The organism is Paraburkholderia sp. JPY465, from assembly GCF_050436725.1.
In the GTDB taxonomy this organism is placed as follows: Bacteria; Pseudomonadota; Gammaproteobacteria; order Burkholderiales; family Burkholderiaceae; genus Paraburkholderia; species Paraburkholderia youngii.
This window is the reverse complement of record NZ_JBNDMT010000006.1, coordinates 977,097-990,720: the sequence shown is the minus strand read 5'-3', so window position 1 is coordinate 990,720 and position 13,624 is coordinate 977,097. Positions and strand designations below refer to the sequence as shown.

Sequence of the window (13,624 nt, the reverse complement as noted above, 5' to 3'; positions counted from 1 at the left end):
CTAAACGAACGTCGCGCGTACGCTGCCGAGTCCTTCGATATTCGCCGTATAGATGCCCGGCTGCGTCACGGCGACCATCGGACCAAGCGCACCCGTGAGCACCACGTCACCAGCGCGCAAGGGAGTGCCGAGCTGCGCCATGCGATCTGCGAGCCAGATAGCTGCGTTCAACGGATTGCCAAGGCACGCTGCACCACCGCCGCGCGACAGGACTTCGCCGTCGCGTTCGAGCGTCATCGCGGCATTGAACAGGTCGACATCAGCGAGCGGAACAGGGCGACTGCTTAGCACGAACAGCGCGCTCGATGCGTTGTCGGCGACCGTATCGACAAAGCGGATGTCCCAGCCGCGAATGCGGCTGTCCACCACCTCGATCGCGGCCAGCGCATAGTCGGTCGCGTTGATCAGGTCCACATACGTGTGCTTCTCTCGTACGAGGTCGTGCTTCAGCACCAGGGCGATCTCGGCTTCGACCTTCGGCTGGATCAGGCTCGCGAGCGGCATCGGCTGGTTGTCGCCGTAGGCCATGTTCGCGAACAGCGCGCCGAAATCCGGCTGATCGACACCGAGCTGCTTTTGCACGGCGAGCGAAGTCAGGCCGATCTTGCGGCCAACGATGCGCTCGCCGGCGGCGATGCGCGCATCGATGTTGGCCTGTTGCACCGCGTAGGCTGTCGACATGTCGTCGAGCGGAATACCGCCCAGTGCGATCTCGCCGCGCACCGGCTCGATTACCTCACGCGTGCGCTCCGCTTCGCGCAGGCGTGCCGCGATGGCTTGAATGTTCTGCTGGGTCATCCCCTGTTCTCCTTTGATTCAGGCTGACGGCTTCGCGTGCATCGCAGCGAAGCCTGCGATCCACTCGGGAATCGCGCGGTAGAAGTCCTGGTGCGCCTCGTATGCGCCGAACGCCGAAAGCGCACCAAACGCAGCAACCCAGGTGCGGATCTCGTGGGCAGACCTGCCACCGTCGCGCGTGATGGCGCTGTTGCTCAGACCGTCGACCGCGAGCAGGTCATGCTGCAGCATCGACAGGAACGCCTGGTCCCATGCCGGGTTCAGCGCGCGCATGTTCGGCGCGTCGCCGGCCGTGAACGCTTTAGCTGCGGCCACGGTACGTTCCTGACGCAGCTGGCGCGCCTCGGGCGTCGGATTGCGGCCTGCGATCAGACGTTCGGCTACGTCGCTCGCCGCGCCGTTGAGCTCAGGCACCGGCGGTTCGTGCGAGATGCCACCCGAGCCGATCACCAGCACGCGTTGGTCGAGCGTTTGCAAGAAGCGGCCGATCGCCTGACCGAGCAGGCGCGAGCGGCGCAGCGTCGCCAAAGGCGGCGCCACCGAATTGATGAAGACCGGCACAACAGGGTAGCGATCGAGCCCGCCCGTCAGTTCCTCGAGCGCCTGGGCGCAGCCATGGTCCACCTGCATGCGATACGACACGGCGGTGTCGATGTCGGCCGCGAGTACGGCGGCGGTCATGTCCTTTGCCAGTTCAGTCGGCACGTTCAGCGGGCCCGCGAGGCTCTTGTAGTCGCCAATCGCAGTGGCGGCCGCGCCAATGCAGAACGGCGGCATCAGGTCATAGAAAAATCCGTTGTAGTGATCCGGCGCAAACACGACCACCAGTTCCGGATGGTAGGCGCGCACGCGCTCGCGCGCGGCCGCCGTCACCCGTTCGACCTCGGCCACAACCTCGGGCGCAGGATCGAAGTAGCCGTGCAGCGGCGTATGGGACAGACACTCGAGATGAATCGACATTACAGGGCTCCGGCCGTCTTGGCGACGGCAACGTGTTTCAGATGATGGCGGTGCACCGACCGAACGGACCGGCCGTCATGAGTCCGCTCCGCGCGGTCGCGCTCTCGGTGGAATAGGCTCCTCGTCGGCCAGACGGCCGCACCGGCATTCACAGACGGCGCGTCACGCCGGGCTCGGAAGCTGTGACGTATGCCAAGGTCGACCACCGTCGTGGTCCCCGCAGGCAATAGCGTGCTGGTCTCACCCGCCCCTGATGCGCGTAGCCATGGTTGTCGACGACGGTCACCTGCGTGTAGAGCACGGTGCGCCTCGACAGGAAGTATTGCCCCCCAGCACGCCAAACAGCGCATGGCTCGACCGACGCGAAAAAGACGTGGATCCTGTCCGCCATCACGCCGATGCGATGGGCAAGCTGCCGAGCGTAGAATGCCGCTGCAACCTATGCTGCTACCTTGGCAAGATTGCGCAGGCTCTGCGCCGAATCGGCCAGCACCTCGCGCGCGAGTACCACATGTCTTGCGACGAGTTCACGCAGGCTGCGCATGTCCCGCCCCTGGTTCACGGTGATCGCACCGGTCAATGCGCCCCCGGCGTCAAGGCCGAACAGCACGGCGGGCGGCGCATCGAGCGCGCCGCGTACGACCCAATCGGACGCCGCCATCTCGCCGACCAGCTGGATGTTGAGACCGCACTGGTCGGTCCAGAACCACGGCGCGCCCGGCGCCTCTACGGTGAGACCGAGCATCGCACGCGCGGCGGCGACACCCTGGTTCTGGGCATTTTCCCAAGTCTCGAGGCGCACCACGCGCCCCGTCACCGGATCCTGGCGGCCGGCCACATCGCCAGCGGCAAACACGTCGGGATGCGAAGTACGATACTGCGCGTCCACGGCAATGCCGTTCGCGATGGCCAGCCCGGCTGCTTCAGCCAGCGCCGTGTCCGGAATCGCACCAACGCCGTACAGCACTGTGTCGCCCGTTACGGTCGTGCCGTCCCCAAGCGTCAGGACGATCTCGCCGCCAACGCGCGCCGCAGATTCGATTTGCGCGCCGAAGATCAACTCCACGCCCCGACCGCGATGCACGTCGCAGAGCCAGTCAGCCAACATCGACGGCGCATTGCGACCCATCGCGCGCGGCCCTGCTTCGAGCACCGTGACGCGCGCGCCGAGGTCGACGGCGCTCGACGCAATCTCCAAACCGATCACGCCCGCCCCCACCACGATTACGTGGCGACCCGGCCGCAGGTCGTCGCGCAAACGTCTGGCGTCGTCGAGCGTGCGCAGCGTGTGCACGCCCTCACCCAGCGCGTCGAGCAGCGGCAGGCGGCGCGCACGCGCCCCGGTCGCAATCAACAGTTTGTCGAACGCGACCGATTCGCCCGTCGAGAGAGCCAGCACGTGGCTCGACAAGTCGAGCCCGACAACGGTCACGCCGAGGCGGAGTTCGATCCGCTTCTGTTGGTAGAAGTCGTCGGCGTACATGGCACAGCGCGTCTCTTCCGGACGCAGCAGCACATCCTTGGAGAGCGGCGGCCGCTCGTAGGGCGCATGCGCTTCATCGCCCACCAGTACGATGCGACCATCGAAGCCCTGGTGGCGCAGTTCAGCCGCTGCATTGGCGCCGGCCTGGCCCGCGCCGACGATCACGAAAGTGGATGAGGTCATGACAAGTCTCGATGTAAGGAGCCACGTTCGAGTGGCCCTCGCATTGCGCCATCGCGATCAGAGATTCAGGCCGCCCGCCGTATGGCGGATGCCACGGATGGCGAGGCCCGCGTCGGCATTGAGCAGCACGCCGCTCAGCGTGCGGTTGTTCGCTCGCGAGGCCAGCAACACGAACGGGCCAGTGAAATCCGCTGCTTGCGGAAAGAACTGCAACGGCAGAATGCTCGCAATCGCTTCGGGCGAGCGCGAGTCCATGATCCGCATGTTTTCCTGGCCGAGCGAAGCGGGGCCGCGCAAGTCGCTCGCCATGCCGCACGGACCGACACCGTTGACGCGCACCTTGGGCGCGAGTTCGTAGGCGAGTTCACGAATCAGGCCCACGGCGGCATGCTTGCTCGCGGTATAGAGCGGGCCGCCGCCGCCCGGATAGAACGCCGAGTTCGACAGCGTGAAGATCATGCTGCCCTCGGACTTGATCAGCTCAGGCGCGGCCGCCTTCGCACCGAGCAGATAGCCCTTCACGTTGACAGGGAACAACTCGTCAAAACCGTTGGCCAACTGCTCGGGCGTGAGACTCATCAGGCTCGCCCCGTGATCCCAGATCGCCGCGTTGCCAATAAAGGTGTCGAGCTTGCCGAAGCGGTTCACCGTCTCGGCCACCGCGCGCGAATTGTCCTCGTAGCTGCGCACGTCACCCTGCGTCGCGACCACATCGTCCCCGAAGCGAGCGCGCAGCGCGTCGACCTTTTCGTGCGAGCGCTCGAGCACGCCGACCTTCGCACCCTCCAGCAGGAAGCGCTCGACCAGCGCAAGCCCGAGACCGGAACCGCCGCCCGTGATCAGCGCGACGTCGCCCTGCAGCCAGCCGGCCGGCGCCGGCGTCTGGTTCGCATCCATCACGCCTCCGGCACGTCGACGTAGACCTTGCCGTCCACGAGGCTGACCGGAAAGGTCTTGAGTGCCACGGTGGCGGGCTGACACAGCGCGTCGCCCGTCTTCAGACAGAAGCGCGCAGCGTGCAGCGGACACTCAACCGTGCCGTCGTCCTCGACATAACCTTCGGACATCGAGGCATTACCGTGGCTGCAACGGTCAGCGAGCGCGAACAATTCACCATTGACCTTGAACACCGCGATCGCTTCGACAGACGCATCCACTTTGATCGCTTCGCCATCGGCCAGCGCATCACCACTGCAAACAAATACTTGGGCCATGGTTTTCAGAAAAGAACACTTAGATTGTGGGAATTCAGCGTCGCCTGATCGAGCACGATCTCGCGGCGACACAGCTGCCAGCCTGCCGCGCTGTCGGCGCGGCGCACGCGGTCAAACCGCGTACCGACGTATAACGTCTCGTCGCGCTCCTTCTGCGAGCGGTACAGCACATAATTCAGGCGCACGTCGAACTCGCCCGGCACCTCCCCCTCTGCGATTCGCACATTGCTGATCACGTGGCGCGTGCGCGAGGGCGGTTCCTCGGCCCAGGCCATGCCGGTCTCGAGGCGCGCAATCCGGCGCTCGAGCTGATGCCAGCTGTCGTCAAATACCCAGGTCGTCGGCGGCTGCACGCTGCGGCGACGGTCGCGCGTCTGCGCGTTGACGGTCGTGCGCATCGTATAGGCGATGTCCTTGCTGACGAGATCGAGCCAATCGCGGAATTGCCAGTCGTCGAGCAGTTCAGCCTCGTAACAGAGGAACTGTTCGATCTCGTGATGCAGCTCGAGCGGAACGGCCCTCAGAAGTTTGGTCGTATCAGTCACGCTTCAGTACCTCCTGCTCGTAACGCTGGGTGCGCTCATGGACTTCATCCCAGGTCTCGCTCGCCAGCAGATCAGCCCAGCGGCGGTACATAGCGCGTGCCGCGGTTTCGGAAAAGATGTAGTTCGTAATGCCGGGGATACCGTCCTCGCGCACCTTTTCGTTGCCCAGACCCATTTCGACGATCAGCTTCGTCTGCCGCGCGCGCTTGCCGCGCAGCACCTTCTGGATTTCGACCCAGTTCTCGGAATCATCCTGCTCAAGAAAGCCCGCCGGACCGAACGCGCGCGTCGCGCTGCGCTCGAACGCAGCCTTCACCTCTGGCGACGCATCCTTGTCGGCGATGCAGAATGCCCAGACTTCAACCTGGTTCGGGCCGCGCGGATGCCACACGCGCAGCGTGGCCGTGCCATTGAGCCAGGACAGGGTCGGGAACATCGTGTTGTGGCCCGCGAGACGCAGTGCACGAACCTGGCCGAGGCGCTGCTCGGCCTCGGCATAGCTGTCGCGGAAGTACTGCGAGACTTCGCCGTCCACCCAGACGTTGGCATCCGGCTGCTCCGTGAAGAAAAAGCCACTGCCGTGACCTGCCTGGCCATACTGCAGCGCGTCCTTCGCCGTTTCCCAGACGGGGCGCGCAGTCTGGCCCGCGCCGAGTTGCTTTGCCTCACCGTCGGGCTTGGCGCCCAGTACCTGCACCGCCGACGCATGCGAGAACAGCGCGTGGTACTGATCGCTCGCGAACTGCTCCGCCGGGAACTTCCAGTTGCAGTCGATCACCCATTTCTGCACGCCGCCGATGATCTCCGTGCCGCCCTCGCGGCGATCGAGCACGCCGTCGAGATACCAGGCAATGTCGCCCATGTAGTCACGCAGATCCGGCGCCGTGGCGTCCCAGTTGCCGAAAATGAGGCCCTTGTACTCAGCCACGCGCGTGACTTCCTGAAGGCCAAGCTTCTCCTTGCACAGGCCGTGAGGATAGGCACGTTCTTCGAGCGGCACGTCGACGAGCGCGCCATCAGTGCCATACGACCAGCCGTGGTACGGACACGTGAACGCACGGGTATTGCCCGAATCGGCATACGACACGCGCATCGAGCGATGACGGCACTGGTTCAGGAAGGCCTTGACGGAGCCGTCTTTCTGGCGGACGACGACGATCGGGTCCTCGCCCATGTAGGTGTTGAAGAAATCGCCGGCCTTCGGGATCTGGCTCACATGGGCCAGAAACAGCCAGGTGCGGCCAAAGATGCGCTCAAGCTCGAGTTCGTAGAGTTCGGGATCGGTATAGATCGACGATGCGACGCGGCCAGTACGCGCATCGACAAGCGCATCAAAGTCAATGCTCTTAGACATGATTTGTCTCCTCCGGACAAGCGTCCGGTTCGAATTTGGAACCGAAGTGCGCAGATTTTGCGACGGCCGCCATAAAAACTGAAATACTTTGTTTGTTGCAATTGATAGGTTTTAACGATAAAAAGGCGGAATGGAACTTCGACATCTCCGCTATTTCATCGCCGTGGCCGATGAGCTGAGCTTCACGCGTGCGGCCGAGCGTCTTGGCACCGCCCAGCCTTCACTGAGCCAGCAAATCCGCGATCTCGAGGAGGAAATCGGCACGCCGCTGTTCACGCGCACGCGCCGCAAGGTAGAACTGACCGAGGCCGGACGCGCTTTCCGCAGCGACGCGCAGCTCGTGATCGAACAGGCCGCTCGCGCCGTCGCTCATGCGCGCCGCATCGGCGAGCGAAGTCGCACGACGATTACCATCGGTTTCGTGCCGGCGGCCGAGGTACAGATTTTCCCGGCCATCCTGCCGCGCCTGCGCATGGAGTATCCGGAAATCAACGTCGAGTTACGTAGCCTGCTCACCTACGAGCAGGAGAGCCTGCTGACGGTGGGCGGGATAGATGTGGCCTTCATGCGCGGGCCGATCGACGCGGCGGTGTTCGAAAGCGAGGTCGTGCTGGAGGAACCGATGATGGTGATCCTTCCCGCGAGCCATCGGCTTGCGCAATGCGAGGAAATCGCCCCCGAGCAGCTGGACGGGGAGACCTTCGTTGCTACGGATCCGCTCGCCGCGGGGCAGGTGCACAAGGTGGTAGAGGCGTATTTCGAGGCTTACGGCATCCGCCCGCGCACGGCGCAGATCGCGAACAACATTCTGCTCAATCTCAATCTCATCAGCATGGGGCTCGGCCTCGGCCTACTGCCCGCCTACACCGCCTCGCTGATCAATCGTTCATCGTGCGCGCGACCGCTCGCGGGCGAGGCGCCCGTGATCCCGCTCTACATGGTCTGGCGGCGCGGCGAGCACACTCCCGAACTCGAAGCATTGCTCACGATCGCGCGCGAGCAGTTACTAACTCGTGCACAAATGGGCGAACGCAAATCGGCACGATAACCTGAGCTCAAAAGTGACAAGCGCCAATGAAGGTCGGCGAGCGCTTCGGTGGCTGTTGTGGGCCTTGCGCATTCGCCCGCCGCTAGATCGATTCCTGCAGCACGACCCTTCCTGAGGATATGTTCCGTGCGCACTTGCGTCGCAAAGACTGACCGCACGGGTGTACAACCTGGTTGCGCATCTTTGAAGGGCAATTGCGGCAAGGACGCGACAACTGCTGACCTGCAGGATCTGTTGGTGCATGCCGTCAAGGGCATCGCGCAGTACAACAGGCTTGCGCGCCTCACGGGGCACGCGGATCGCGAGTCAGACCGGTTCATTCTCTACGCCATGTTCACGACGCTGACCAACGTGAACTCCAACGCCAGTCGCTTCGTCGTACTGCTGCGCGAGGCGGGCTTGACGCGATTGCCTCGGCGCGAGAGCAGATAAAAGTCCACGTGCACAACCGGATTTGCTCGGCGCCCTTCCCGCGCTAATTGCGGCCTGCACGTCGATGGTTATCCATGTGCGGAGTAGGGATGGCCTAGCAGATCGACATCCAAACCCCGCCAGGCCATCATTAGGGGACAAAACTTTGGAGCCACAGAATGGGGGCATCGAATAGCGGCATCCACCCAAATACGCGGGCCGTAAGCGGAAGTCTCGCCCACAGGCTATTGGACAGCGGCATTCAATTGATTCTTTAAGCTGGCGCTGACTTTATTGGCTTTGTTAGATACATGTCATTGACGTAATGTATGACAGGCAATTAACCATAAATCCATCCGCGCTGACATGCCGACCGCTTTCGCACAGACCGTCGAGGCCCACTTTGCCGAACTCACTCGAACGCCCCAGCGCATTGCCAGTTACATGCTGGCTCATCTCGAGCGACTAGGCCTGGAGCCGGCTGATCAGATCGCGCAGCAAACGGCCACCAGCGGAATCTCCGTGGGGCGTTTCCTGCGCAGCGTCGGCTATCGCAACCTCGACGACCTCAAGCGCGAACTGCGTGGCGCGCAGGGGCGCGCGTGGATGATTACCGACCGGCTCGACGAATACCTGCGCGTGTTCGGGCAGTTCGCCAACACTCCGCACCATGGCGAAAACGTCCAAACCGGCGCCATGACCCGCTCGCTGCAACTCGAAATCGACGCGATCCAGCATGTGTACCAGTTGGCGCAATCGCCCATGTTCGCCCGCATCGCGGAGCGCATCTCCCAAGTGGACGCCGTATATATCGTCGGCATCCAGTCCACCCGCGGCACCAGCAACGCGTTCTACGGCTACCTCGAATACATCCGTCCGCGCGTCTTGTACTCCGACGGCCTGTCCGTCTCATACGTCGATTCGCTGAACTCGGAATTCGCCGCACCGATCCTCGTCATTACCGACACGCGCGCCTACCCGGTGATCGCGCGCCGCTACTGTGAAGCCGCAGCGCATCGTGGCGGGCAGTTTCACTGGTCACCGACATCTATTGCCCGTGGGCTCGTGAATTCGATTGCGACCTGTTGCAGATCAAAACCGATGTCGGCCAGTTCTGGGACTCGCTGGCGCCGCTCAGCTGTCTGTTCAACCTGCTGATGATTACCGCGATCGTTGCTCAACAAAAACTGGGGGCCGCGATCGACGAACGCGTCGCAGCTAGCTGCAAGGCGGATTCAATCAGTTCGATCTCTAAACCTCTCACATCCGGAATCTGAACGCGCCCGCCATGACACAACCGCGACTCATCGAAATCACCGCCGCCACGCATGGCGTGGACATCGACCTCGTCTATGCCACCGAGCGCAACTTGACAGGCAAGCCCATCTACGAGGAAGCTCACTGCCTGCTGCTCGAACCCGCGGAAGCCGCTTTGCGCGAGGCAGTAGAGATTGCCCGCAACGCCGGCTTGACCGTGCGGATTTTCGATGCGTACCGTCCGCCCCAGGCGCAACAGGTGCTGTGGGATTTTCTGCCCGATCCGACCTACATCGCTGAGCTTGGCCGTGGTTCGAACCATAGCCGCGGCACGGCGATCGATCTGACGCTGCTCGACGCTGACGGCAACGAACTCGACATGGGCACAGGCTTCGACGCGATGACGATCGAGTCCGAACACTTCCATACTGGCCTGCCAGCGCATGTGCAGCGCAACCGCGTGTTACTGCTCGGCATCATGCACGCAGCCGGCTTCATCCACATCAAGAGCGAATGGTGGCATTACGAGTTGCCTGGCTCCCGCGCGCTGCCGTTGATAGACAACAGCGAAAGCGGTCCGTTGCGTCTCATGTAGTGGCGTTCGATTTCTCCATCCGTTGTTCCCTGACAGGCTCTACCCATTCCTTATGGAGCGGCAATGAAACTGGTATTGCGCAATGCACTGACGGCGGCGGTGATCTCCTCCGCCTTGACCTTGTCGTTCACAGCCGCCGTCCCCGCTGCGGCGGCGACGCCGAAAGACATGTTCGTTATGGCCACGCTCCTCGACGAATTCACCACTCTCGATCCGGGCGAAATCTACGAACTGGTGCCGGAAGAATATGTGGCGAATACGTATGACCGGCTAGTGCGCGTCGATCTGAAAGACCCGTCGAAATTCAACGGCGATGTCGCACAATCATGGACCGTGAGCCCCGACGGCCTGACCTTCACGTTCAAGATCCGTCCAGGTCTCAGGTTCCACTCGGGCAACGCGTTGAGCGCCGACGACGTCGCGTGGTCGATCCAGCGCACCGTCCTCCTCGATAAAGGCGCGGCGGCCGTGCTGCAAGGCATCGGTTTGACCAAAGACAACGTGCTGGCCAACGTGAAGAAGGTCGACGACACAACCGTCAGTGTGACGACCGACCAGAAATACGCGCCGACGTTTGTGCTGAACGTACTCGGTTCGTGGCCTGCGTCGGTGGTGGACAGGCAGTTGCTGCTCACGCACCAGAAAGGCACTGACTTCGGCAACGAATGGCTGCGCACGAACGAGGCCGGCTCTGGCGCCTACAAGCTCGTCAAATGGACTGCCAACGACAGCATCGTCCTGCAGCGCTTCGACGGTTATCGCGTACCGCTCGCGATGAAGCGGATCGTGTTGCGTCACGTGCCGGAAGCGTCGAGCCAGCGCCTGCTGCTCGAGAACGGTGACGTCGATGTGGCGCGCAACCTCAGTCCTGATGATCTCGTCGCGCTGACGAAGTCCGGCAAGGCGCATGTGAGCGCGGTGCCGCAAGCGACGCTTCTATACCTCGGCCTGAACGTCAAGAATCCGAATCTGGTCAAACCGGAAGTCCAGCAAGCGATGAAGTGGCTGATCGACTACAACGGGATTCAGAGCAACGTCGCCAAAACCACCTACAAGGTGCACGAAACCTTCCTCCCCGAAGGTTTCCTCGGCGCGCTGAATACCGACCCCTACCAGCAGAACGTCGCCAAGGCCAAGGAACTGCTGGCAAAGGCCGGGCTTCCGAACGGCTTTTCCGTGACGATGGACGTGCGTAACGGCTACCCGTACGGCGAAATCGCCGAGGCAGTGCAGGCGAACCTTGCCCAAGGCGGCATCAAGGTACAGATCATCCCCGGCGACAACAAGCAGACGCTAGCCAAATACCGCTCGCGCTCGCATGACATTTATATCGGCGAATGGTCGGCCGATTACATCGACCCGCACAGCAATGCCCAGGGATTCACCTGGAATCCCGACAATTCCGAGAAGTCGGCCTATAAGATGCTCGCGTGGCGCAACTCATGGGACATCCCTGGCCTGACGAAGGAAACCAACGCGGCGCTCGCCGAATCGTCGACGGCGAAGCGCGCCGAGCTGTACCAGACCATGCAGAAGCAGGTGCTCGCGAGCTCCCCCTTCGTGATCATGTTCCAGCAGGTCTCGCAGGTGGCCGCACGACCGGGCGTAACGGGTCTCGAGGTGGGTCCGATCAACGACCTCGTGTCGTATCGTGATCTGAAGAAGCAGTAACGTTTGCGGTGGAGGCGAGACTGTCCGGGCTTCGCCTTCGACCGAGGAACTTACCATGTCCACTCGCCTCACGACTTTCGAGCGCATGCGCGCGCTTTCGGTTGAAAGCGCCAGCGTGCGCTGGACCTTGCGCCTCGTGCGCTGGATCGTCACTCTCGTCATCACCTTCGCCGGGTTGCTGGCGGTCACGTTCGTGATCGGCCGCAAAATACCGATCGATCCGGTGCTGGCGATTCTCGGCGATCGCGCGTCAGCCGCAGCCTACGCGGCGGCGCGTCTTCAACTCGGGCTCGACGCGCCGCTCGCAGTGCAGTTCCTGATCTACGTGCGCGATGTGCTGCATGGCAATTTCGGTATGTCGCTGCTGACCGCGCATCCTGTGATCGAAGACATCCGGCGGGTGTTTCCTGCAACGCTCGAACTCGCGACCCTGTCGACCATCATCGGCGTGCTGATCGGCGTGCCGCTGGGCGTGATCGCCGCCGTGCGCCATAACCGTTGGATCGATCACGTCGCGCGCTTCGTCGGCCTCGTCGGCAGTTCCGTGCCGGTGTTCTGGCTCGGGTTGATGGGCCTGCTGCTGTTCTACGCGAAGCTGCATTGGGTGGCGGGGCCGGGACGCGTCGATCCGGTATTCGACGGCATGGTCGATACGCGCACAGGCAGTCTGCTGATCGACTCGCTCATCGCCGGCGAATGGGATGTGTTCTTCAATGCGTTCTCGCATATCGCGCTGCCCGCGGCCATTCTCGGCTACTACTCGGTCGCCTATCTGAGCCGCATGACGCGTTCGTTCATGCTCGATCAACTCAGCCAGGAGTACATCACCACGGCGCGCGCGAAAGGCCTGCCCGAGCGCCGGGTGGTCTGGCGCCACGCGTTCGGTAATATCGCCGTGCCGCTTCTGACCGTGATCGCGCTCACGTACAGCTATCTGCTCGAAGGCTCGGTGCTGACCGAAATCGTCTTCGCCTGGCCCGGTATCGGTTCGTACCTGACGGGCGCCCTCCTGAACGCCGATATGAACGCCGTGCTCGGCAGCACGCTCGTGATCGGCGTCACGTTTATCGCGCTCAACCTGTTGACCGACGCGCTCTATCGCGTGTTCGATCCACGCGCCCGCTGACATTGCGGAGGTCTCTTTCGTGCGTCCCCCTACCGATGAATCGATGCAAACGCAGGACTGGCCGATGAATGCCGCGCCCCGACGATGGAAAGACTGGCTGCTGAGCGACACGCCCGCGTCACGCAAGCAGGCCGCGCTTGGCCTCGCTTACCGGCGCTGGCGACGCTTCTCGGGTAATCCGCTGTCGGTCTTCGGCCTCGTGATTCTGACCTTGCTGATCATCATTGCAGCAATCGGGCCGCTAATGTCACCGCACGATCCGCTGCAGCAAGTCCTCTCCGACCGCCTGCTGCCGCCGGGTTCGCCATCGCACTGGTTCGGCACCGACCAGCTTGGCCGGGACATCCTCTCGCGTCTGATCTACGGCTCACGCCTCACGCTCTCGATCGCGATTCTCGTCGTGGTGATCGTGGTTCCGGTGGGGCTTTTGATCGGCACCACTGCCGGCTTCTTCGGCGGCTGGGCGGACCACGCGCTGATGCGGATCACCGACGTAGCACTCGCCTTTCCGAAGATCGTACTCGCGCTGGCTTTCGCGGCCGCCTTGGGGCCCGGTGTGATCAACGCGGTGATCGCCATTTCGATTACCGCGTGGCCGGCCTATGCCCGCCTCGCGCGGGCGGAAACGCTTCGGCTCGTGCAGGCCGATTTCATTCACGTCGCGCGCTTGCAGGGCGCCTCGCGCAAGCGCATTCTCCTGCTCTACATCATGCCGCTGTGCTCGTCGTCGGTGATCGTGCGCGCGACCCTCGATATGGCCGGCATCATTCTCACTGTCGCGGGCCTCGGGTTCCTCGGCCTCGGCGCACAACCGCCCAGCCCCGAGTGGGGTTTCATGGTCGCGTCGGGCCGCAACGTGCTGCTCGATTCGTGGTGGGTGGCCACTATTCCCGGCTTCGCCATTCTGCTGGTGAGTCTTGCCTTCAACCTGCTCGGCGACGGTCTGCGAGACGTCTTCGATCCGCGCCATGGAGGCTGA

12 protein-coding genes and 3 pseudogenes are annotated in these 13,624 nt (G+C 63.0%); 8 read left to right on the top strand and 7 right to left on the bottom strand.

Annotated elements, in window-relative coordinates; all coding sequences use genetic code 11:
• The 7 genes from mhpD to hcaE all read right to left on the bottom strand — a co-directional run bounded on the left by mhpD (window position 1) and on the right by hcaE (window position 6,537).
• Window positions 1–798 (bottom strand): 2-keto-4-pentenoate hydratase, encoded by a 798-nt coding sequence (mhpD, locus tag QFZ94_RS37875; protein ID WP_429463052.1) that lies wholly within the window; start codon window positions 796–798, stop codon window positions 1–3.
• Between the two features lie 18 nt (window positions 799–816).
• Window positions 817–1,758 carry a 3-carboxyethylcatechol 2,3-dioxygenase gene (locus QFZ94_RS37870; protein WP_429463051.1) on the bottom strand — a complete coding sequence of 314 codons (942 nt, stop codon included), beginning with the start codon at window positions 1,756–1,758 and terminating at the stop codon, window positions 817–819.
• 439 nt (window positions 1,759–2,197) lie between these two features.
• Window positions 2,198–3,424: a 3-phenylpropionate/cinnamic acid dioxygenase ferredoxin--NAD(+) reductase subunit gene (hcaD, locus tag QFZ94_RS37865; RefSeq protein ID WP_429463050.1), complete on the bottom strand. Its 1,227-nt coding sequence runs from the start codon at window positions 3,422–3,424 to the stop codon at window positions 2,198–2,200.
• Window positions 3,425–3,481: 57 nt separating this feature from the next.
• The gene (hcaB, locus tag QFZ94_RS37860) at window positions 3,482–4,321 is read right to left on the bottom strand and encodes a 3-phenylpropionate-dihydrodiol/cinnamic acid-dihydrodiol dehydrogenase (RefSeq protein ID WP_410851007.1); all 840 of its coding nucleotides are present in this window, start codon (window positions 4,319–4,321) and stop codon (window positions 3,482–3,484) included.
• Window positions 4,321–4,638, bottom strand: a complete 318-nt coding sequence (gene hcaC, locus QFZ94_RS37855) for a 3-phenylpropionate/cinnamic acid dioxygenase ferredoxin subunit (protein WP_429463049.1) — start codon at window positions 4,636–4,638, stop codon at window positions 4,321–4,323. Before hcaC ends, hcaB begins: the two co-directional genes overlap by 1 nt.
• A 5-nt stretch (window positions 4,639–4,643) precedes the next feature.
• Complete coding sequence (hcaF, locus tag QFZ94_RS37850; protein WP_410842363.1) at window positions 4,644–5,183, bottom strand: 3-phenylpropionate/cinnamic acid dioxygenase subunit beta; 540 nt, start codon at window positions 5,181–5,183, stop codon at window positions 4,644–4,646.
• Window positions 5,176–6,537, bottom strand: a complete 1,362-nt coding sequence (hcaE, locus tag QFZ94_RS37845; RefSeq protein WP_429463048.1) for a 3-phenylpropionate/cinnamic acid dioxygenase subunit alpha — start codon at window positions 6,535–6,537, stop codon at window positions 5,176–5,178. The genes hcaF and hcaE overlap by 8 nt, the downstream gene beginning before the upstream one ends.
• Before the next feature lie 130 nt (window positions 6,538–6,667).
• Between hcaE and QFZ94_RS37840 the strand changes: the two genes are divergently transcribed.
• From QFZ94_RS37840 to nikC, 8 genes and pseudogenes are all read left to right on the top strand, one after another.
• Entirely contained in the window at window positions 6,668–7,585 is a 918-nt protein-coding gene (locus QFZ94_RS37840; protein ID WP_368582552.1) for a LysR substrate-binding domain-containing protein, read from the top strand.
• 126 nt (window positions 7,586–7,711) lie between these two features.
• A pseudogene (locus QFZ94_RS37835) lies at window positions 7,712–7,993 on the top strand (hydroxylamine reductase); the annotation flags it as partial.
• 369 nt (window positions 7,994–8,362) lie between these two features.
• Window positions 8,363–8,636: pseudogene (locus QFZ94_RS37830) on the top strand (MurR/RpiR family transcriptional regulator); the annotation flags it as partial.
• A gap of 74 nt (window positions 8,637–8,710) precedes the next feature.
• Window positions 8,711–9,273: pseudogene (locus QFZ94_RS37825) on the top strand (MurR/RpiR family transcriptional regulator); the annotation flags it as partial.
• An 11-nt stretch (window positions 9,274–9,284) separates the two neighbouring features.
• On the top strand, window positions 9,285–9,848 hold the full coding sequence (gene ddpX / locus QFZ94_RS37820) for a D-alanyl-D-alanine dipeptidase (RefSeq protein ID WP_429463047.1): 564 nt from the start codon (window positions 9,285–9,287) through the stop codon (window positions 9,846–9,848).
• Between the two features lie 63 nt (window positions 9,849–9,911).
• Window positions 9,912–11,519 carry an ABC transporter substrate-binding protein gene (locus QFZ94_RS37815; protein WP_429463046.1) on the top strand — a complete coding sequence of 536 codons (1,608 nt, stop codon included), beginning with the start codon at window positions 9,912–9,914 and terminating at the stop codon, window positions 11,517–11,519.
• A 55-nt stretch (window positions 11,520–11,574) separates the two neighbouring features.
• On the top strand, window positions 11,575–12,645 hold the full coding sequence (locus QFZ94_RS37810) for an ABC transporter permease (RefSeq protein ID WP_368582554.1): 1,071 nt from the start codon (window positions 11,575–11,577) through the stop codon (window positions 12,643–12,645).
• A gap of 64 nt (window positions 12,646–12,709) precedes the next feature.
• Entirely contained in the window at window positions 12,710–13,624 is a 915-nt protein-coding gene (gene nikC / locus QFZ94_RS37805) for a nickel transporter permease (RefSeq protein ID WP_410851060.1), read from the top strand.